22 protein-coding genes and 3 pseudogenes are annotated in these 19,701 nt (G+C 68.2%); 17 read left to right on the forward strand and 8 right to left on the reverse strand.

Going from position 1 to position 19,701, the window contains the following annotated elements:
• Positions 1 to 87 precede the first annotated feature (87 nt).
• On the reverse strand, positions 88 to 693 hold the full coding sequence (locus AS594_RS44230; protein ID WP_141747255.1) for a hypothetical protein: 606 nt from the start codon (positions 691 to 693) through the stop codon (positions 88 to 90).
• Between the two features lie 37 nt (positions 694 to 730).
• Between AS594_RS44230 and AS594_RS43645 the strand changes: the two are divergent.
• Positions 731 to 871, forward strand: a pseudogene (locus AS594_RS43645) (IS5/IS1182 family transposase); the annotation flags it as partial.
• A gap of 108 nt (positions 872 to 979) precedes the next feature.
• Positions 980 to 4,621, forward strand: a complete 3,642-nt coding sequence (locus AS594_RS39435; RefSeq protein ID WP_069936232.1) for a hypothetical protein — start codon at positions 980 to 982, stop codon at positions 4,619 to 4,621.
• A 312-nt stretch (positions 4,622 to 4,933) separates the two neighbouring features.
• Here the strand turns inward: AS594_RS39435 and AS594_RS39440 are convergent, their stop codons facing one another.
• Positions 4,934 to 5,212: a hypothetical protein gene (locus AS594_RS39440; protein WP_069936233.1), complete on the reverse strand. Its 279-nt coding sequence runs from the start codon at positions 5,210 to 5,212 to the stop codon at positions 4,934 to 4,936.
• Positions 5,213 to 5,604: 392 nt separating this feature from the next.
• Here AS594_RS39440 and AS594_RS39445 point away from each other — a divergent pair, with 392 nt between their 5' ends.
• Both AS594_RS39445 and AS594_RS39450 read left to right on the forward strand, forming a co-directional pair.
• Entirely contained in the window at positions 5,605 to 6,003 is a 399-nt protein-coding gene (locus AS594_RS39445) for a hypothetical protein (RefSeq protein ID WP_069936234.1), read from the forward strand.
• Between the two features lie 108 nt (positions 6,004 to 6,111).
• Positions 6,112 to 6,378 (forward strand): hypothetical protein, encoded by a 267-nt coding sequence (locus AS594_RS39450; RefSeq protein ID WP_069936235.1) that lies wholly within the window; start codon positions 6,112 to 6,114, stop codon positions 6,376 to 6,378.
• A gap of 763 nt (positions 6,379 to 7,141) precedes the next feature.
• Here AS594_RS39450 and AS594_RS39455 read toward each other — a convergent pair.
• Positions 7,142 to 7,345 (reverse strand): hypothetical protein, encoded by a 204-nt coding sequence (locus AS594_RS39455; RefSeq protein ID WP_069936236.1) that lies wholly within the window; start codon positions 7,343 to 7,345, stop codon positions 7,142 to 7,144.
• Between the two features lie 312 nt (positions 7,346 to 7,657).
• Between AS594_RS39455 and AS594_RS39460 the strand changes: the two genes are divergently transcribed.
• Positions 7,658 to 8,047 carry a WYL domain-containing protein gene (locus AS594_RS39460; protein WP_069936237.1) on the forward strand — a complete coding sequence of 130 codons (390 nt, stop codon included), beginning with the start codon at positions 7,658 to 7,660 and terminating at the stop codon, positions 8,045 to 8,047.
• 206 nt (positions 8,048 to 8,253) lie between these two features.
• Positions 8,254 to 8,925, forward strand: a complete 672-nt coding sequence (locus AS594_RS39465) for a hypothetical protein (protein WP_069936238.1) — start codon at positions 8,254 to 8,256, stop codon at positions 8,923 to 8,925.
• Here the strand turns inward: AS594_RS39465 and AS594_RS48295 are convergent.
• Entirely contained in the window at positions 8,880 to 10,799 is a 1,920-nt protein-coding gene (locus tag AS594_RS48295) for a helix-turn-helix domain-containing protein (RefSeq protein WP_079148941.1), read from the reverse strand. The genes AS594_RS39465 and AS594_RS48295 overlap by 46 nt on opposite strands.
• Before the next feature lie 11 nt (positions 10,800 to 10,810).
• Positions 10,811 to 10,966: a hypothetical protein gene (locus AS594_RS45245; protein ID WP_167368172.1), complete on the reverse strand. Its 156-nt coding sequence runs from the start codon at positions 10,964 to 10,966 to the stop codon at positions 10,811 to 10,813.
• Between the two features lie 685 nt (positions 10,967 to 11,651).
• Here AS594_RS45245 and AS594_RS39470 point away from each other — a divergent pair.
• From AS594_RS39470 to AS594_RS39475, 3 genes are read left to right on the forward strand one after another with little or no spacing between them, the layout of a single operon-like run.
• The gene (locus AS594_RS39470) at positions 11,652 to 12,116 is read left to right on the forward strand and encodes a deazapurine DNA modification protein DpdA family protein (protein WP_420877927.1); all 465 of its coding nucleotides are present in this window, start codon (positions 11,652 to 11,654) and stop codon (positions 12,114 to 12,116) included.
• 6 nt (positions 12,117 to 12,122) lie between these two features.
• A complete protein-coding gene (locus AS594_RS48300; RefSeq protein ID WP_420877928.1) occupies positions 12,123 to 12,221 on the forward strand; it encodes a hypothetical protein in 99 nt (32 codons plus the stop codon).
• A 2-nt stretch (positions 12,222 to 12,223) separates the two neighbouring features.
• Entirely contained in the window at positions 12,224 to 12,457 is a 234-nt protein-coding gene (locus tag AS594_RS39475) for a GNAT family N-acetyltransferase (protein ID WP_069936240.1), read from the forward strand.
• Between the two features lie 454 nt (positions 12,458 to 12,911).
• On the opposite strand, the gene AS594_RS44235 is transcribed toward AS594_RS39475, so the two are convergent.
• The gene (locus tag AS594_RS44235; RefSeq protein ID WP_141747258.1) at positions 12,912 to 13,385 is read right to left on the reverse strand and encodes a hypothetical protein; all 474 of its coding nucleotides are present in this window, start codon (positions 13,383 to 13,385) and stop codon (positions 12,912 to 12,914) included.
• Positions 13,386 to 14,288: 903 nt separating this feature from the next.
• Between AS594_RS44235 and AS594_RS42395 the strand changes: the two genes are divergently transcribed.
• The 7 genes from AS594_RS42395 (at position 14,289) to AS594_RS39505 (ending at position 17,484) form a co-directional block, all read left to right on the forward strand.
• Complete coding sequence (locus AS594_RS42395) at positions 14,289 to 14,594, forward strand: SDR family NAD(P)-dependent oxidoreductase (RefSeq protein ID WP_240509392.1); 306 nt, start codon at positions 14,289 to 14,291, stop codon at positions 14,592 to 14,594.
• The gene (locus AS594_RS39485) at positions 14,591 to 14,890 is read left to right on the forward strand and encodes a hypothetical protein (protein ID WP_141747259.1); all 300 of its coding nucleotides are present in this window, start codon (positions 14,591 to 14,593) and stop codon (positions 14,888 to 14,890) included. Before AS594_RS42395 ends, AS594_RS39485 begins: the two co-directional genes overlap by 4 nt.
• Positions 14,891 to 15,165: 275 nt before the next feature.
• Complete coding sequence (locus tag AS594_RS42400; protein WP_079148958.1) at positions 15,166 to 15,444, forward strand: hypothetical protein; 279 nt, start codon at positions 15,166 to 15,168, stop codon at positions 15,442 to 15,444.
• Complete coding sequence (locus tag AS594_RS39490; protein ID WP_107393288.1) at positions 15,401 to 15,955, forward strand: DUF6879 family protein; 555 nt, start codon at positions 15,401 to 15,403, stop codon at positions 15,953 to 15,955. The genes AS594_RS42400 and AS594_RS39490 overlap by 44 nt, the downstream gene beginning before the upstream one ends.
• Positions 15,956 to 15,963: 8 nt before the next feature.
• Positions 15,964 to 16,812 carry a helix-turn-helix domain-containing protein gene (locus AS594_RS39495; RefSeq protein ID WP_069936243.1) on the forward strand — a complete coding sequence of 283 codons (849 nt, stop codon included), beginning with the start codon at positions 15,964 to 15,966 and terminating at the stop codon, positions 16,810 to 16,812.
• 94 nt (positions 16,813 to 16,906) lie between these two features.
• Positions 16,907 to 17,101, forward strand: coding sequence for a hypothetical protein (locus AS594_RS39500; protein WP_069936244.1), 195 nt, complete (start codon positions 16,907 to 16,909; stop codon positions 17,099 to 17,101).
• A complete protein-coding gene (locus AS594_RS39505) occupies positions 17,098 to 17,484 on the forward strand; it encodes a DUF6415 family natural product biosynthesis protein (protein WP_069936245.1) in 387 nt (128 codons plus the stop codon). The genes AS594_RS39500 and AS594_RS39505 overlap by 4 nt, the downstream gene beginning before the upstream one ends.
• On the opposite strand, the pseudogene AS594_RS42405 reads toward AS594_RS39505, so the two are convergent.
• Positions 17,436 to 17,690: pseudogene (locus AS594_RS42405) on the reverse strand (transposase); the annotation flags it as partial. The gene AS594_RS39505 and the pseudogene AS594_RS42405 overlap by 49 nt on opposite strands.
• Positions 17,691 to 17,791: 101 nt before the next feature.
• On the opposite strand from AS594_RS42405, the gene AS594_RS39510 reads away from it, so the two are divergent.
• Complete coding sequence (locus AS594_RS39510) at positions 17,792 to 18,700, forward strand: ADP-ribosylglycohydrolase family protein (protein WP_069936246.1); 909 nt, start codon at positions 17,792 to 17,794, stop codon at positions 18,698 to 18,700.
• 9 nt (positions 18,701 to 18,709) lie between these two features.
• On the opposite strand, the pseudogene AS594_RS45250 reads toward AS594_RS39510, so the two are convergent.
• A pseudogene (locus AS594_RS45250) lies at positions 18,710 to 19,321 on the reverse strand (IS5 family transposase); the annotation flags it as partial.
• Positions 19,322 to 19,701: the final 380 nt, after the last annotated feature.

A 19,701-nucleotide genomic window follows, 5' to 3' on the forward strand; every position in this document is an offset into this window, starting at 1 on the left:
GCGGAAGTGGGTCTGGCCCGACATCCAGGACATCGTCGTGGAGACGGACTCGTCCCCACCGAGGCAGCGCGTACGTCTGTGCGATAGTCAAGGACGGAAGACCACCCTGCCCCACGTCGGCGAACGCCATCTGCCGGATCTCCACGCCCTGCGACCCCGGTAGCCCCGACGGCGCCGAGCCTCAGTCCGTGTCATTCGCGATGATCCGAAAGACACGGCCTTGACCGCCTGACCGCAGGCCGCGACCGGCTGACCCTCGCCCTGGCAGCCGTACACGCCCTGAGCGTCCACGATCAGCGTGGCCTTCTGCTCGACGACCTCGACCGCACCCGCGGACTCCTTCTCGTCCGCCGCGCCGGGGGAGCCAAGCACGTCGTTTATCTCGACGAACTCACCCACCAACTGGTCACACAGTGGCTGGCCGAACGACACCGCCGCTGGCCTGCCAGTACCAACCCCTACCTCCTGATCACCGCGCAGACCTCCGCCGACGACAGCCACCCCAAGGCGCATTCCAACGCCATCAACAAGCCTCTGAGACGGATCGGCCTGCAGGCCAGCCGCCTGCGAGCCGACCGAATCCTCGACGAGGCCAAGCACACCGCCGATCCCGTCCAGCTCATCAAGCTCTTCGGCCTCTCGTCGGCCGCCGCCTGGCCGTACGTGCGGGCTGCACACCCTGAGCGCATTCACCGGGAAAGGGGCTCCGGCCGGCGAGCCGGCCGACCATGCCCTCGGACGGTCCCGGGGCGGGCTGACCACGAAGATCCACCTCGCCGCCGACGGCCGCTGCCGGCCGCTGGCCTTCGTCCTCACGCCCGGCCAGGCCGGTGACGCGCCAACATTCCCCCGGGTCATGGCCGCAATCAGGGACTCAGGACACTAGGCCCTCTGTTCCCCGCGACAGATGCCGCCGCCAACTCCACGGCCCTAGTATCGAGCTGGCCGCTCCGGGCACAACTGGGCAAGGGGAATCGCATTGGCCGAGGTCATCGAAGTCCACGTGCCGGAACGGCCCGTGCTGGACGTGGTGTTTCTGCACGGGCTCGACGGGGACGCCCGCAAGACCTGGACGGGAAAGGGGGAGGGGGCGCCGTTCTGGCCCGCCTGGCTGGCGGAGGACCTCGAGGGCGTGGCTGTGTGGTCGGTGGGCTACGAGGCCTGGTCGTCCGGATGGCGGGGCCGTGCGATGCCGATGCAGGACCGGGCGGTCAACCTCATGGCTCAGCTGCAGAACCTGGGCATCGGCCAGCGTCCGCTGTGCTTCGTGACGCACAGCATGGGCGGGCTTCTCGCCAAGGAGATCCTGCTGCACGCCGCTGAAGGCCGCACGGACTACGCCGTCTTCGCGACCGCCGCCCGGGGCGTGGTCTTCCTCGGGACGCCGCACACTGGGTCGGGCGTGCCCGCGGCCGTCGAGGCGCTCAAAGTCGTCTATCGGGCCACCCGCGCCGTGAAGGACCTTCGCCGCAACAGCGCCCACCTGCGCCAGCTCAACGACCGCTACCGCGACTGGGCTGGCGAGTCCGGCATCGCCAACCTGGTGTTCTTCGAGGCGTACCCCACTAAAGGGGTAAGGGTGGTCGACGAAACGTCGGCTAACCCGGGCCTGCCGCACATCCGGCCGATCCCGGTCGACGCCGACCACATCGACATCTGCAAGGTGACCGACCGCGGCGACCTGGTGTACGGCCAAGTCAGGCGGTTCCTCGCCGGCATCCTCAGTGCCCGCGTCGACCGCGACCCGCCGCCCGCGTCCACGGGAGACCCGCCCGGGGGCACCGGGTCGACAATTGCCCCGCCAGTGTCACGGGCGAGGGCATCGCGCCCGTACCTGCTGCTGGAGACCGGCCAGGTGATCGGCCGCGCTGCGCTGCGCGCCGAGGTCTGCGAGTTCCTTTCTACTTCGGCCGGCGCCGCCCCTGCCGAAGCCCACGCAGCGGTCCTGCTGCTGATTGGGATGCCGGGCGTCGGCAAGAGCGCGCTGGCCTGGGACACCTGGAAGTCGCTCCGTTCGGCCACCGGCGGGACCGGGCGCCGACAGTTCTGGTACTCGTTCTACGACGGTCGCGGCGCCGGGAGCTTTCCCGGCTTCCTGCGGGAACTCGCCGCGTTCCTCAGCTTCGAACGCCCGGAGGAGGCGAGGCCCGACGATGTCGTCCAGGCGCTGAACGAGGGGAGCACGCTTCTATTCCTGGACGGGATTGAACGCTGCCTGCGGTGTTACCAGCGGCCACTGGCCGTCGGCGACCTGGAGGCGGCCCAGGTGCAGGCGACGGATCCGACGCGGTGGACAGAGAGCGACCTCGGCTTCGCCTGCGACGACGCGTACCGCTTCTTCGTCCAGCTCGCGGAATCCGATGCCTGCCGGGTGCTGGCCACCTCCCGCGTCGTCCCGTCCGACTACTTCGCGAGCGGCGGCGGCCTGCGCGTCGGCGTGGCCAGCCGTCTCGTGGGGGCTCTGAATGCCACCGAGACGCAGGCGCTGCTCGCCGCGGTGGGCATGGACATCACGCCAGTCGACGCGGCCACCGTTACGGCCACGTTCGGCGGGCACCCGCTGGCCCTGCAGCTCCTGGCACGCCAGACCAGGAGGTCGGCGGACGCGCGGCGCGACCTGACCGGGTGGCTGCAGACCAAGGGATACACCCTGGCGGACGGGCGGGGAGCCCTGGCGATCAGGGAGCGCCTGTTCGTGAACGCCGCCGCCCAACTGCCGGTCGAGGCACGGCTCGCCATCTTTGCCGCCGGGGTGATGGGCGGCTCCGTCGAGTCGGCCGACCTTGCCGCACTCGTGTTCACGAACGAGGCCGAGGAGGAGGCGGTGGGCCGGCTCGTCGAGTCGATCAGCGCGTCAGGTCTCGCGCAGGAGACCGCCGACGGCCGACTGGCCTGCCACCCGCTCAGCGCGCTGGTCGCCGCCGACCAGTCGCCACCCGAACGCGCGAAACAGCTGTTGCAGGCGGTCGAGGCCAGGCTCCGCAGCCGCTTCGAGGACATCGACGTCTGGGACGACGGGTACTACCGATGGTTCACCAGCGGCGAGGTGCACGACCGGGTGGAGGCGATGGCGTTCTGCCGGGCCCTCCTCAGGCTGCGCGAATGGCAGGCCGCCGCAGCGGTCTACATCGAGCAGTTGCACGACCCGATCCGCTGGGTGCTGGGCGCCAACTTCGAGGCGATCGAGCTGCTCAGCGAGCTGATCTCCGGCCTGGAGTCGGATGCCGCGGCCGAGGTCCCTCCTGGCACGCCGTCCGAGGGCCAGGAGTTCCACCCTGACCTGTTCAGGGGATACCTCGCACACTTCCTCCTCATGACCGGTCGGATCGGGGAGGCGGGCGCGGTGGTGGACTCTCTCCCAGCCGACCACGACTGGAGCGGGACTGGACTCGTCGCGGCACAGGTGGCACTTCACCGCGGCAACGCCACGGGAGCCCTCGAGTCGGCCGCAGCCGCCCTCCACCAAGCCAGGACGCACATGGCCTACGTCACGGGAACCGATCTCGATAGCTTCGGGCTCCTAGGCGGTCGTCACCAGTACCTCATCGGCGGGCCGGTGGTGGCCTTCATCGAGGCGGCCGTCCTGTGCGCGCGGTGCCTGCTGTTCGGCGGCCGGTCGGCCGAGGCCGCGTTGCTCATCCTCGAAGGGCTGTGGACGTGGGACGCCCAACACAAGCAGTGCGAAGGTTGCCAGGGGATGCTGGTGCGCGCCGCGGCGGAGGTCCTGGTCGCCACCGGTGACCTTCCGGCCGCCGTCGAGGCCGCCGCACTGGGCAGGCGACTGCAGGAGGGACAGGGTAAGGCTCTGCAGGGCCTGCTGTCCGAGGTGCTCGTACGGGCGGCTGAGACCCGGGCCGGCACGGCCGGCCCCTCGGCGGCCCTGGCCGACTTCCTCGGTGAGACGGGCTTCGTGCTGTACCAGCTTGTCGTGCAGGCAGCCGCCGGAGCCTCGGTCGCCGTTCGCGGGCTGGAGCGGGCGGGTGCCGCGTTCGCTCTCGCATGGCTCGCAGACGAGACCAGTACCCTTCCTGAGACGCAGGTGAGCCGGTGTGTGGGATGGCTCGCGGATGCCGGGTTCAGCGGGAACCCTGAGTCCGTGGACGAGACGTTCGTTATGGTGCACCGGGCGCTGGCGTCCGCAGCCCGGGGAGCCCGGGCGACTACGCCGGGAGCGTACCGGGCCGTGGCCGCGAGCTGTCTGACCAAGGACGACCCCGCCGGCCACCGCGCCGCGCTGGAGGCCGCACTCGATCTGGATCCGTGCGACACCCTGAGCCTGGCGGCCCTCGCGACCGCTTATGCCCGTGCCGGCGATGACAAGACCGCCCTCCGCTACCTGCACGAGCTGTTCACCGTCTACTCGAGCATGCCCGCCTACACCTTTGCAATCGGTCTTGTCACCGCCGACGGCCCGCTCGCCGAAGGTCTGCGCGAGACCCTCCCCGCCTTCGCTCGCGCAGATCAGTGCACGCAGGGGGCCTACGCCGCACTCGCCGAGATGGAGCGGAGGCTGGGCAGGGAGAGCGCCGCCGACCACTGGGAGCGACTCCTCGATGCCGTCAGCCCGGAAACCCGCTTCTTCGGCTATGCCAAGAACACCGAGTTCCCGCCATCGGCCTGACGCCCTCTGAGGACTGCTTTTGCGGCGTCGGTTGCGGGGTGCCCTTCGACCGTGAGGTGGTCGCGCGCACGGACGCGGTGCCGTTGGAACCCTTCGCGATCATGCCTGTCCATTCCCGCTGCCCGGGACCGACAAGATCACGCCAACCGCTGCCCCCGGTAAGGCCGATGAAATCCGCGCTCCCTGCAACGGCAGGCCGCGCGGGAAGAGCGTGCCCTGTCGAGGCAACTCGCCGCACTGTTGTCAGATTCTCAGCGCCCCTGCGGCGGGTTCGAGGGACAGCTCCTCCAAGAATCACGGAACCTGTTGGATTCAGTTTGGCCCCACCCCGATCGCCACGGGCAAGCCGTACAGGGCCAGGGCCCGCGCCCGGATCATCCGGGCCAGTTCTGCCGGATCGCGGTCGAAGAACCGGACGCTGCCGGAGACGTCCGCCACGGCAGCGGACGGCGGCAGGGCCTGCACCACCGGCGTCACCTCCGCCACCAGGCCGACCAGCAAGCGGTACAGCTCGGGGTCGACATCCCGCGAACAGCGCAGATGGAGGATCGGCGAACCCCCTCCTACGGCCCGGTCGTGCTGCTCGTCCATGGCGACACCTCCCACCCTCACCGTACTCGAACAAGAATCGAACGGATCGCCCGCGGGCGCCCCGGCCAGGGCTTGCCCACCTTCACCTCAGGCTTGCCCACCGCCAGTCGCCGAGGCTTGCCCAACCCCCTGATCAGCGGAAACCCTCACGGCTCCACCAGTACCCCATCGCCGAGCGTGCCCGGGCATCGTGAGCGCGTACGGGGAGTCGGGCCGCACGCCGCGCCAAGTCCACTACCGTCTCCGCGAACGAGGCGGCGCCCAAATCGACCTGGGCGCCCGCCGTTTGACAGCCAGCGCCACCACTCGCACCATCGCCCGAGACAAACTCAGGAACAGGACCTCATGTCACCACGTTCCCCGACCGAGTAAACCTGGGTCAGATCGCTCGGATGGCCTGGGCGGGTCGGGCCGCCGTTGCCAACTGGCGGTGCCGCCACGATGACTTCCCGCCACCAGTCGGCGGCACCGACACCAGCCCGCTGTTCGAGCGGACCGCCGCCGAAGAGTGGCTGCGCGCTCACGACCGGCTCCCCCACCTCACCATCCCCACCCCGGCCGAGCGTGCCGGCGCCCGGCTCACCGGCCTCCAGCTCGTCCGCGCGCTGATTCCCGGCGTACTTGCCGGTACCTGCATGAACACCTACGAAGCGGAAGCACCGAAGGAAGCCCGCGCAACCCTCGCGCTGCTGCGCGACTACACCAAGGTCGCCGACAACCTCTCGGAGGTCGTCCCGCTCGTCCTGGAGCTGGGCTGCCTCACCGCCTCCGCGCTCGTCACGGTCAACTAGTACGACCACGCCCGGGTCGACGCCTGGCTCGCCGCCCGGACCCGCACCGCTGAGACCTCCGCCGTTGCCTCCGTCAGCGACATCGGGGCCTGGACGGACCTCGCGGCCGTGAACATCGCAGAAATCGCCGCCGAGGTCCTGTGGGTGCCTGACCGCGACGCCCTGTACGAGCAGCACGCCGCCCGTACTGCCCGCCGTCTCTGGGGCGAGATCCGCGCAAAGGGCAAGGATGCGAGCCGTGTCCGCTACGAACTGGTGCTGTCCGCGAGCTGGCTCGCAGCGTACGTCCTCGCGCCCGCCCTCGGAGGGAACGCGGAGCGCATCGATGCCCACTTGAATGCCCTCGCGCGCCAGATCATCGAAGCGAAGGACTGATCAGCCTGCCCTGCCCGCGCCTGCGCTGAGTGCTCGTCCTCGGAACCTGCCGAGCGCGAGCGCCTGGTCCTGGACGCGGGGGAGTCCCACAGCGACGGCGGCTCGCCCTAGCTCGCCAAGGAGCAGCGCCGGCGCCGCTGGCGCGCTGATCTCGTGCGCTAGTCCGACGGCCCGGCCGGCCCGGAATCCTAGGGCAAGCCTGCTGGCAGCAGGTCTGGGAGAGGGTTGCACCCACAGTTGGCTGCACAGTTGTCTGCACGGGCGGACCCAAGGTTGCACCGGAGGTACTGCCGGAGGTGTGAACCCCCCTTTCGGGATCTTGATCGTTTTGCCTGGTCAGACCCTCTGGGCAAGCCTCTTTCGTACGCCGACACCTCTTTCTCCGCGATAGCCGGAGGAAGAGGCTCGTTGTTCTGACGGCCCGGCGCGGCCTGTCCGCTCTATCGTCCCTCCCTCGCTTCGCCCTCCTCTCCTCAGCCTCCCGCCCCTGCCTCCTCCGGCCTCGCAGTCGGCCGACCTCGCCCCTATCGACCGCGTGCGCGGCGCGACCTGGTGCCGTCTGGTCGTCCACGGGCGCGCCTCGCTGCTGTCGCGCTCGGCGCGGCAAAACGGGCACATCGGCGGCGCGCTCCTGCCACACTGGTTGCAGCCTCGCCGCCCCCGTCGGCGAGGCTCTCGCTTGTCCGCTGTCCGCCCTCGTGCTGCGCCGTCCGCAGGACGCGAAACGGCCCCGCCGGTGGCAGGGCCGTTTCGTCGGGCCGAATCAGTGCGCGTCGCGGTCGATGCGGCGGCGCTGAGGGAGCGGCGGCTCGCTGCCAGTGCGCAGCGCCAGCTTGAGCGCGGCGCGGTCCCGCTTGTGCGCCGCCCGCTGAAGCCACGTTCGGCTGCCGTCCTTCAGGAAGGGGGTCAGCCAGGGCCGCTCCTCGTACTGGAGGCGCGCGGGGCAGTCGTGGAAAGTACGGGCCATCTCGGGGGCTCCTGTCCGCTGTTGACTTGCTGAGGTGCGTGTTTCTCGGGCGCCGCCCGGCTGCCACTGCCTGGAGACTGGGATAACTATATCCACTACACATCACGATGTCAACAGGGTGGGCGCGCCGACATTGCGGCAAGGGAAGGTGGCCCGAGGGGTGGCTGCCGGGACTGGTGGGACTTCCGGGAACAGTTGAGATCAAGGGTGTGTTCGCTTGGCTTTGTGATGCGTATGGAATATAGTTGTCTTGTTGGTCGGCGGTGGCAGTCGGCCAACACCGAAGACACACCACGTCGCTGGGAGATCCCGATGTTCAACACGATGAAGCGCACCGCTCGTCAGACCTCCACCCGCACCCTGACCGACCTGATCCGCGCGATGGACGGCAAGCGGGCCGTGACCATCACCTACATCGACAGCGACGGCGAAGAGTCGGTGCGCACCATCGAGATCCACGACATCCGCACCACCAGCAAGGGCCGCATCATCGTCCGGGCCATGTGCCGGATGCGCGGCGAGATGCGCACCTTGCACCCCGAGCAGATCGTCTCCGACACGATCCACCGGATGCGCTTCGTGCTGGACGCCCCGACCGGCGAGACCCGCTTCACCCACGCTGCGCAGACTGAGGCCGAGCTGATTTCTCTGGAGATGGACCGCGATTACCCGGACCTGAAGCCGCTGGTGCTGGCCGCGTAGACCGCGTGGGCCCCCCACGGGCGGGCCCACCGCCCCGGCCCACCCCTTCAGCACTGCGCGGCGGCGCGGAGCGCACCTCCCGCGCCGCCGCTCCCCGAACTCCCGGAGTCGCGCATGTCCGTCCACGCCCCGGCACCACACAGCTCGCCCCCGCCCGCACCGCTCCCGCGACACCTGCCACGTTCCACCCCAGGCGCCCTACCGTCTTGCCCTACGGGCTGGGCGCCGACAGTACGGCCATCCTGCTGATGTTCCTGGCCGATTCGGCCGCGCACGGCCTGGAGCCGGACCTGTCGGACCTGATCGCCGTTCACGCCATCACCGTTGATGAGTTCGTCGACTCACTCGACTACGTCAACCGCCTCGTCCTGCCGCTGCTGCGCACGCGCTCGGTGCGCCTGGTTCAGGTCTGCCGGGGCGGCAAGAGCGACATCGACGGCGTCCTGGTCCTCGACGACTCCCGCACGCCGCGCCGCATCCACGCCGCCGGCCCCTGGCGCCTGTCCGACGAGCTGCGCGCGGCCGGCACCGTGCCGCAGCTCGCGAACGGCCAGCGCCGCTGCTCCATCCGCTTCAAGGGCTGGGACCTCGACAACTGGGCCGCCGCCGAGTTCGGCGCGCGTACCTTCCGCCGCGTCATCGGCTACCACGCCGACGAACTCGGCCGCGCCGAGAAAGGCACGGCCATTCAGCACCGCCTCAACACCGAGGCCGGGCGCATCGTCTGCGAGCCGCGCTACCGGCCCGGATGGACCGGGCCGCCGTGGAGGTGTACGTGCTCGCCTCCACGGGTGAGCCCGTTAAAAAGTCGTACTGCACCATTATGTGTCGATCAAACCGAAGGGTCCGCGTGCGATTCTCCCGACACACGCACTTGATCGTGCAGGAGGGCAGCCTGATACCACATTTCGTCACTTTGGTACTCGGGAACCCCCTTTTGAAACAGATGCGCCCACTCGGCGGCCTTCGCATGTACTGCTCTCATGCCATCCCCGGGGATGAGATACCTGAGGCCTGGGTCATTACGGGAAAATGCCCTGAGAATGATGGAAAGCGGGCTGTCGTTCGGCGGGTAACCGTATCTTTTGCAAGCCTGAGGCCTCAACGGACCTTCGCCGCGCACAATGCCCACAACGGTCCGCCACTCGGGGCTATCGCGGTTAAAATCCTCTTTCGTGTAACTCACGGGAACGTGGTCACAGTGAATCTCTCCCACTACGCGCCCCCTGTTGGTGGGAACGTCCAAGGGGTATTCTAGGTCGCTGGTTAGCGAATCAGGGTTATCCCAGGTGAACAGACTTTTGTCGCGCCGAAGGATCTTTCGACCGTTACGTATGAAATCGATTCCGTAATCGCTTGAGTGCAAATAGCGCTGGACGCCGATCCAACCCTTCACTCGCCGCTTATGCGCCGTTAGGTTGTATGAGGCACACCAAGAGCAAACGGTAGAGTTAGGCGAGTTTGAGTGGTGGCAGTCAAGGCAGAACGCCGCATCACGAAGCGTTGTGTCGATTTTCACCATGGCGCTGACGTTCCCTCCGCGCCTGGGTACTGAGCGAGTCTCTGCCCAGATGCAAGGTAGGCGAGGAGATGCCTGGCGACCGTTTACTTCGATCACCAGTGTGCCGGATCTAAGGGGATAGCTATACAGGTCTCCCAGCCTTTCGCGCAGCATGCGGCCCTTGGATTCGCGCCAAGGCTCCCGAAGACCCGTGATGGTAATTTCGGTGCCGTGGTCGTCAGACTCAAGTTTTTCTTGAGTCATGACCGGCATAGTCCACTCGCCGCTTCGAGCCATCTCCGGCAGGTCGATTGTGAGTACAGTCCAAGCCGAGCTGTCCCTCCGGGCGCTGCGGACAGTGATGCGGCTCCCCAGTCGGGCGACGGCTACGTTGAATCCCAAGCCTAGTGCCCCCCGACTTGTGTTTCCCACCCAAGCGAGGGACACGGCGCGCGTTAGGGCCTCGCGGTTCATGCCCGGTCCGTTGTCTCGGATAACCACTGATTCCTGCCGGCGTTGAGTGGCACCCCCGTCGAAGATAATCGATATCTTAGGTGTCGATATCGCAGCGCCTACTTCCGTGCAGGCGCCAATGGTGTTGTCCACTAGCTCGGCAAAGCAATTAACCTCGCTCATCTCAATGTCTCCCAGAACGCTTAGAACTCTGGGCGAGGGTGTGAGGAGCATTGGTTCATGCACTTGCGTCCAGCCAATACTGCGGTCGCGAAGGACTCTCTGTCTGGCTGCTGCCCACATCGACAACTCGTGCCCTCGGCCCAGTGTGCGCACGAAGGTGAGAAGTAGTTCTTCGCGGGGTATCCGATTGCCTCTGACGACCTCGTTCACTGTGGTTCTCGGTAGGACCCCTACGCCTGCCCGTAGTTCGAGTTGCCGCAAGCTCAGCCCGCTGGCGGCCAACAGCTCTCGCATTGCCGCCTGAAGATCACCTCTGGTGTTGATGGAATTAGGATCAATCTCGCCTTGTGACGGTGCAGGCTTACCCTGCCTTGCGAGCCACTTCTTCGTTGGTTCTTCCAGCTTTGCTCCGCACGCATGTGCGACGGCCTCGGCTACTTCCCGGGGGCAGCGTTTTCCGGTCAGTGCCCGGTGCAATGTGGACTTGCTGTATCCGGTCATCGAGGAAAGCTGGCCATAGGAAATCTTGGCTTGCTGGCGCGACAGCTCTAGCTGTCGCGCCACATCCTGCAAGCTGGGGCCTGGAGCTGCTGATTTCTCAGCGGGGCGCTCCATTGGTCAACCCGTCAGATGTTGTGGGGCCTAAGCCGTGGCGCCAGCGCCACGAGGAGCCCGATCAGGGCGGTAGCCAGGCCAATCGCGGTCGCAATCAGCTCGATCTCGGCGATCGAGGGGTGTCTCCAGCAAAATGAGCTGACGGTGAGAACCACAACGATGATCACGACTGCAGTAATTCCACACGCTCGAAATCCCGGCATGGCTGGACCGCCGCAAGGGCGAGTGTCACTCACTGTAAAGCCTTTCTAAGGAGTTGCTTTCTCGGACGCCACCGCGAACCACGTGAACAGGGTTAGGAGCCCTCGCTTGCGCGGCGTATGCAGTAGATACTGTCCTATGGAGAACGTTGCGGACCAACCGGAATGTGTAGTTCACAAGGCCGTTCCAAGCTGTCCCAAAGGCCCCTTGGCGGTCGTTTGCGCTGGTCGTGGTTGTTACTGCGAGGAGCCGAGTGAGTTTCACATCGAGCGCGTTCCCGCTTGTCCCAAGTTGGACTTGCCTGCTGGCGGCCAGTGCGAGGAGGCTGCCTGTGGGATCGCAGTCTCGGACGCCACCGTGCAACGCATCCTGGGCAGACGTATTAGGAGTGCGTCGGCCATCCGCGTGCCTGCCTTGATGCAAGTCAAGGCAGGCACGGGCTCTGACTGGGGACGCATGCCCAGCAGTTGCAGGCGGCGGCACCCCGATAGTAGCCAGCCGGCTCTGGGGCCAGCAGTGTCCCGCCGCAGCCCTCGTCGAGGCGTCACCTGCCTGGTCAGGCCTGCGGGTCTCAAAGTGCTGCTGCGTGTATTCGCCCAGACTCACAGGTAGTCGCCGCTTGTCCTGTCGTGAAAAGCTGCACCCAAACCCCTGCCCAGAGCCGGAAGCCCGTGGGCGCTCGACAGCGGCGGTTTCACGGAGATCACCAAGTTCGGCAAATGGCGCACCACATCGCAGCAGTACGTGCAGCAGATCCGCAGGTACAGGGATGAGGTGGGCCGGCTGTCCTGGGCCAGCCAGCAGGACCTCATATGCGAGGACGATGCGCTGCGCATGACCGGCCTGTCGATCGACCAGCACCAGGACCTCACCGCCGCGAACTTCCTGACCTTGCGCGAGCTCGCTCCCGAGCTTCCGATCATCCCGGTTGTCCAGGGATGGCTTCGTCCCCACTACGCCCGGTGTGTCGAGAAGTTCGCGGCGGCCGGCGTCGATCTGACCAAGGAGCCCCTCGTCGGCGTGGGCAGCATCTGCCGGCGGCCCAGCACCTTCACGGCGAGCTGGATCCTGGAGGACCTGCACTCCATGGGCTTGAAGTTGCACGCCTTCGGCTAAGCGCGCATTGCTCGCGGGTTTACGCAGGAGAAGCTCGCGGACCTCCTAGGCGTGGCCGAACAGCAGGTCCAGCGGGACGAAGCGGGCGGCTATGAGCGTGCGTAGGTGTGCTGTGGTGGATCGAGGTGGCCGCCGATGCGCGGGGACGCGGTCTCGGCCGGGCGATGCTGGGTTCCGCTCTCGACGCGCTGACCGGCCTCGGTGCCAAGGAAGTGATCCTGTACGTCGATGACGACGCGCCCCGAGGCGACGAAAGGGACCGCACGGCGGCCAACCGCCTGTACGAGAGCGCCGGATTCACTGAAATCGACCGCCTGTACTCCTACGCCCTGCTGTCCTGACCACCGCCACCCACAGATGCCCCCGGGCCGTACTCGGCCTGCAGGCCCGCGCCCCGGGCGCTCCTCGCGGGGCAGGCCGAGGCAGTCGCCGGCCGAGGAGGTCCTCGGCATCCCGGTGGAGTAGCCAGTACGTCACTGGCGCCGCCCGCGCCGGGCACTACGGGCTGGGACGCGAGGTTGTCGTAGTGCGCTTCGTGGCCGGGACCTGGCCGGGGCGGCGACGCTGCGGGGCGCCGGTGAGCGCGACGACCCGGTGGACGGGTACGGCCATGGGCGGGTGGTCCCCGGTCGGGGAGAACGCGAGGCGGCCGGAGTCAGGATCGAAGAACGTGGGCGTTGAGGGCGGGACCTTTGAGCTCCGAAGGCGGACGGAGGCGACTGCATGGCGTGCGCCGGGTACTGAACGCGAACGAGTGTGTCGGCCCAGGGGGCGTGCTGGGACCCGTGGCTTCGATCACTCGGAGGCCAACTTGTCGGTGCCCATGTCTTGGCGCATGGCATTTCGAGTGCTCTCCAATGCCGCCATAACCTCCGGGAAAATTCGCTCGTACTCTGTGTCGCCGTCTTGCAAGCCTGCGATGGCGGCGTCTCGCAGCTGGCGCATGCTCCGAAAGTAGATGAGTGCTGGCTCGACTACTGAGCGAGGCGCGAAGACCTCCAGCTGGTAGCGCAGTTCGTAGCACTTAGCGAACGCCTGTCTCGCTGCGGTCATACGTTCACTTTCAGGCTGTGCGCTGTTCAGGATGATGAGCTGTAGCTCGCTGCGTACCTGAGTGAGTGTCGCTAAGAAGGCCCCGTACAACTCACGCCTATTGCTTCGCCACTCGCTTGCGGCGCCGCGACGGTCTTTCTTGTTCTCTATGAGGATCGTTGAGCCCATGGCAATGATCGCGCCGAGCGATGTGGCTGCAATCGTGGTCCATTCCATGTCGGCAACTTACGGAAGCGAAGCAGTGAGGGGTAGGCCGCCCCGCTTACTGTGCATCCCGCGCAGGCCCTGCTGCACTGGGGACCTGACACCGGTTGCACCTAGCTAGGCGTCGGTGCGCTCGCCCGGCTCGGTTACCGCCGTCTTACCACCCAGCCAACGTGACCAGGACGTCCAGATGTTCCTGCAGGCGGGGCATTCGCAGATGGTCCGCATGGTCAGGTCCGAACGGGGGTGGGTGGTCATTCGCCGGTGGCCCGGTGACCGCTCGGACGAGTGATCGCCGTAGGCGGGCTGCCTGCTTCCAGTCGCGTCCGTGCGGGCGAGGCCCTAGACCGGGAGGGCGGCCCGTGGTCCGCTGACAGGACCGGACCTGCGGGCTGCTGCCCCTGCCGGGGCCCGCGCTACCCCGAGCGTGCGGGCCCCGGCCAAACCCCTGGCCGTGCAGGAGCTCCATGCCCAGAGCTGTCCGGGCGACGCCGGGCGCACGCTGACGGCGTCGGGCGGACCGTCGTCGACTGCATCCTGCGCCACCAGGCCGGCGGCCTGGCCGCCTCGGAGACCCTGCGCCGACTGGCGCGGCCGTACTCGAACACTACGACGGGTGCTTGAACGAGACGCCACCGTCCGGCTCTGCGAAGGGAACGGCGACAACCGCCCGGCCTCGCCCGTGCAGTAAGCGGGGTCGGCGCTACCGCTTCAAGCCGTTTCCTTCGGGTCACCTCACCGACCATATGAAGATCGCGGCGAGGTAGATGGGGCGGTCTTGTCGTAGCGGGTGGCTAGTCGGTGCAGTGCTTGATCTGTTGATGCAGCGTTCGACCGTGTTGCGCTGCTGTCCGGGTGGTCCGTGAGGACTGCGTCGAAAGCCGCGGCCCGTCTGCGCCTCGGGCCTGGTCTCATATGCGGTGCGACGGCATAACGTGCTGCCCGACTCCGGATCCGCGTAAGTGGAGAGAACTTGAGCACCGCTGCATCGGTAGCGCTGGTCGCGGGCGCAACAGGGGCATCGGCCGTGAGACTGCGCGTCAGCTCGCCGGACTCGGTCACGCCGTCCTGCTGTCCGCCCGCCACCCGGAGGACGTCGAACGGGCCGTCGTCGATCTGGCCCCCAACGTGCCCGGGAGGTTGCTGCCGTGCCGGCTCGACGTGACCGACGCCGACGACATCCGTGCTCTAGCACGCCGCGTGGAGCGAGTGATCATGTGATCATTTCGACCAACATGCATCGTGACAGGAAGAGTTCGATACCGATGGACATCCGCACACAGGAAGACCAGCACGAGGGGCCGGCTCCCAGTCGGAGCAAGTACTCGCCCTCCGTCCAGATACTCGGCTATGTGGTGGGAACCATCGGGTTCACTCTTCTGGCCCTGTCGGGCGAGCGGCCTGACTGGCTGCGAGCGGCCTACGCGATTGCGGCACTGACGTTCGCTGTCGGTGCTGCAGCGACCGCCGTCAAGCATTTTCGGGAACGGCGCCGCGGTGGCAGCACCGTCCGCTGACGTTGCGGCGTGCGCCGCCCGCTTCCTGTTGATCGTGGACACGTGGAGATTGGGAGACGAGAGCCCACCGGATGGATCGGAGGTGCGCGGGGCGCTGCAGGAGCACCTGCGCTACGGGCACCCGACGCGCCGGAGCCTCCACAACACCGTGAAAGAGGCGGGGTACGTCCGCTTCGTACCGGGAGCGACGCTGACGCGCCATTCTTGACGCCGACACCCTGGCGCGGGACGGTCGTCGCGCAACTACGCGTAACCGACTCACAGGGGAGCAAGCGATGACGTTACGGTTCGTCGGGATCGACCCGAACACCGGAGGCGAGGGATCGCCCACGGTGTGGGTGGAAGAGGAGAGCGCGGACCTGGTCCTCCAGGGCGAGGAAGCCGATGAGCTCCTGAAGGCCCTGGTCGGCTCCACCGAGTGGGTGGCCGGCCACAGGGCCGGGATTCCCCCGCACGAGCGGGTGATCCGGATTCCGGCTCGCATGGTGTCGATTCTGAGGGAGGCGTGCGATGCCGCTGAACGCGCAGCAGCTGAACACCGCGACGTTCGCTGAGCTGCTCGCCGCCACCCATCACACGGCGGTCCATCTGGAGATGCGCGACCTGTACGCGGTGGGCGACGAGACGGACGACTACGCCGCCTTCCTGCGGACCGGTGTCCCGAACCTCGATCCGGCGCGCTCGTTCTGGCCGCAGTGGATGCCGCTCGTCAAGGACGCGGTCGCCCGCGGCGTGGTGATGCGCCGCGCGCGGATCGTCTCCGAGCCGGTCACCGACTACATCCGCTACGAGCACGCCATCACCCCGCTCAACCTCCAGGCCGGAGAGGACGTGCGCTGGCTGCCCCGCCGCCACGCCAGCGACATCCCGCTGCCCGGCAACGACTTCTGGCTCCTGGACGAACGGCTCGTGCAGTTCCACCACTTCACCGGCACCGGCGACTGGGCACCGGACGGCAAGGAACGCACCGACGATCCGGCCGCGGCCGCGCTGTGCGCCACGGCGTTCGAGACGGTGTGGGAGCGCGGCATCCCGCACGAGAAGTACACCGTCCAGGCCCCCTGAGCAGCCCTGTGCCCGCCTCCCCATCGTCCAGCGCACAAGCGGCCCGCGAGGCGCTCGCCGTGCGCTTGCAGCACCTGCGCAAGGACGCCGGCCTCACCGGGAAGGAACTCTCCGCCCGGTGCGGCTGGCACCCCGCGAAGACCACCCGCATCCAGAAGGGCGACGCCCCGCCCTCGGACGCGGACATCCGCGCCTGGTGCACGGCCTGCGACGCGGACGACCAGGCCGACGACCTCATCGCCACCGCTCGCGCCGTCGACTCGATGTACCTGGAGTGGCGCCGCCTGCACAAAGACGGGATGCGCAAGGTCCAACAGGACTGGAACACCCTGCACGAGCGCACCCGCGTCTGCCGGGCCTACGTCTCCAACGTCCCGCCCGGGTTCTTCCAGACGCCCGGCTTCGCCACCGCTCTCATGGAGCAGATCACCCGCTTCCAGGGCACCCCCGACGACGTCGCCGAAGCCGTCGCCGCCCGCATCGCCCGCTCCCGGTTCCTCTACGAGGGTGGACACCGCTATGTCGTCCTCATGGAGGAGTCCGTCCTGCGCTACTGCACGGCCGGCCCTGAGGCGATGCGCGGGCAGCTGCGCCACCTCCTGGCCGTGATGCCGCTCGCCTCAGTCTCTCTGGGGATCATCCCGTTCACCGCGCAGCGCACCGTGTGGCCGCTGGAGGCGTTCTACGTCCACGACGACACCACGGCCGTGGTGGAGACGCTGACGGCGGAGATCAAGGTGAAGCAGCCGCGCGAGCTCGCCGACTACGCCAAGGCGTTCGCTGGCCTCGCGGAGATGGCCGTCTACGGCGACGCCGCCCGCGCCCTCATCCGCGCCGCGATCGACGCCCTGGAGTGAACTTCCGCAATTACCCGCAATCTCGTTGAGGAACGGACGGCGGCCTCCGTAGCGTCGAACGACACCGACGCACCCAGCAACGGAGGCGGTGCCCATGAGCGCACCCACACCCGCCGGACCCGCAACACAAGGCCCCGGCCTCCAGCCGCCCGACTTCGGCCGGCCTTCCCCGGCGCTGCTGGCCCACGCCGACCGCGGCTTCGCCCGCTTCCTCGCACCCACCACCCCGGCCGCCCCGGACGACCGCACCGGCGACCACGACCAGGACGACGCGGCGAGGCAGCGATGAGCGACACCTACACCGTGCTCCACGACCCCCACGGCCTTGCCGCAGCCGAACTCCCGCTGGACCGCGCGCCGTACGAAGCACTCGTCACCGCCGTCCTCGCGTGGAAGGACCCGAACCTCACCCCACGCGACTACGAGCAGATCGTGCTCCAACTGACCGGCCACGCCCGCACGGTCGCCGCCGACGTCCAGCGCCACGCCGCCACCCTGCCAAAGAACGACGGCCGCGGCGCCCTCGCCGAAGTCGTCCTACGCGAAGCCACCGGACGCCTGTCCGCACCGATACAGGGCACCGCCCGCTGCGCCCAGAACCGCGCCCGGCTCGTACGGGCCCTCTACGAACGGCTGGACTGCCTCACAGAACCCCCCCCGGCCGCCACATAGAACTCCCATCGGAAAGACCTCAAGCGCCGCCAGCAGATGAGTGCGCATCCGAGGGCGAGGAAGGCTTCGTGGATGTCGTCGCGGATCTCCCAACGGATCCGCAGGCGGCGGAACCAGTGCAGGTGGGCGAACGCGCGCTCCACGACCCAGCGTTGGGTGCCCAGGCCGGAGCCGTGTTCGGTGCCGCGGCGGGCGATCGGTGGCTTCGAGGTCACAGACCAGGCCGCCCAGCACCATGTCCAGGTCAGAAGCCTGGCGGCTCCGAAATCGCAGTGCAGGAGAGCCATCGCGCTGCGATACTGCGCCGATGATCAACGTGCCTACTGCTGTGCTGGATTCGCTGTACGGGCTCGCGTTCGGCGACGCCTTCGGCGACCGCTGGTTCGGCATCCTTCGCAGGCATGGTCCGGCAGCCCTGGAGGCGCGGACGCTGCCCCCGGAACCGCTGTGGCGGTGGAGTGACGACACCGCTCAAGCGCTGGTTCTCGTCAGGGAGCTCGTCAAGGGCGGGGGCATCGTCGACCAGGACCGCCTGGCCCTGTGCCTCGCGGCGGCCTACGCCGAGGACACGCACCGCGGCTATGGAGCCTCGATGCATGACGTGCTGCGCCGGATCGGTGCGGGCGAGCCCTGGCGGGAGGTGGTCGCCGGACAGTTCGGCGGCCAGGGCTCCTGGGGCAACGGCGCGGCCATGCGAGCCGCCCCGCTCGGTGCCTGGCACGGCGCCGACCTCGATGTGGTCGCTGAGCAGGCCGCCCGCCAGGGTGCGGTCTCGCACCACCACCCGGAGGCGGTCACCGGAGCGGTAGCGGTCGCCCTGGCTGCGGCGCTGGCGACCCGCAGCCGGGGCGGGCCAACCCCGGCCAGATCGGACTTCCTGCAGGCAGTCGCCGAACGACTGCCCGACAGCGACATCCGGTCGGGAGTGCGGATCGCGGCCCGGATGCCGGAGCGCACCTCGGTTCGGCACGCCGCGGAGGTCCTGGGCTCCGGCTACCGGATGTCAGGGCCCGACACCGTCCCGTACGCCCTGTGGTGTGCGGCGGGGCACCTCGACGACCTGCACGAGGGCCTGTGGGTCACGGTCGCCGGGCGCGGCGATATCGACACTACCTGCGCCATCGCGGGCGGGGTCATCGCCGCCCGCACCGGCGTTGCCGCCCTTCCTCCTGCATGGCACTCGGCCTGTGAACCGCTGCCCCCGGTCGTGACGTAGTAAGGACTCCTACCGGGATGAGTTCAGGCGCCGCCAGCAGATGAGTGTGCATCCGAGGGCGAGGAAGGCTTCGTGGATGTCGTCGCGGATCTCCCAACGGATCCGCAGGCGGCGGAACCAGTGCAGGTGGGCGAACGCGCGCTCCACGACCCAGCGTTGGGTGCCCAGGCCGGAGCCGTGTTCGGTGCCGCGGCGGGCGATCAGTGGCTTCACTCCGAGGCCCCATACCATCCGGCGGTACTTGTCGTGGTCGTAGCCGCGGTCGCCTAGCACCACGTCCGGACGGCGCCGGGGCCGGCCGCGCTTCCCGCGCACGGGCGGCACCGCTTGGAGCAGTGGGATCAGCTGGGTGACGTCGTTGCGGTTCCCGCCGGTCAGGGTGGCGGCGAGTGGGATGCCGGTGGCATCGGTGATCAGGTGGTGTTTGCTGCCGGTTCTGCCCCGGTCAACAGGGCTTCGTCCGGTCTTGGCTCCCCCTTTAACGCCCGGATGTGGGAACCGTCGACGACCGCTCGGGAGAGCCCAGGGCGTTCGTGCTGCGCAGCTTGGCGAGCAGGACTTCATGCAGACGGGGCCGCACCCCGGCCTCAGTCCACTCGCCAGGCGACGCCAGCAGGTCATGCGGCCGGTGGCGGGGTGCAGCGAAGGCACGCTGCGCGGTCGAGCTGGGCTGCCCGGCGTTTGCGGGCGGCGGGCGGTGAGTTCCCGGTCGAGCCTCCTAACGGTCTCCTTGCTGAGACCCTGGTCAGTCACTTGCCAGTGGTGCGGCTCGTATCGCCGGCGGGCGCGTGCTGGCTGGGAGAAAAGCACCTTCCCGCACGGCCTGTACCTTCTGCACGTCGTCCTTGCTAACTGACCGCCCCCCTGCGCCCAGGTACGGCCACGCGGCCGCACCGGGGCGCACCTGTCTGCCCCGCCGGCCCCTGGTGTGTGCTCGGATCCGCCCTGATCTTGTGTCAGTACGTCGTCCGGTCCGCTCGGCTGCTGCCTACCCTGGCTGC

It is taken from the genome of Streptomyces agglomeratus (genome assembly GCF_001746415.1).
GTDB classification, from domain to species: Bacteria; Actinomycetota; Actinomycetes; order Streptomycetales; family Streptomycetaceae; genus Streptomyces; species Streptomyces agglomeratus.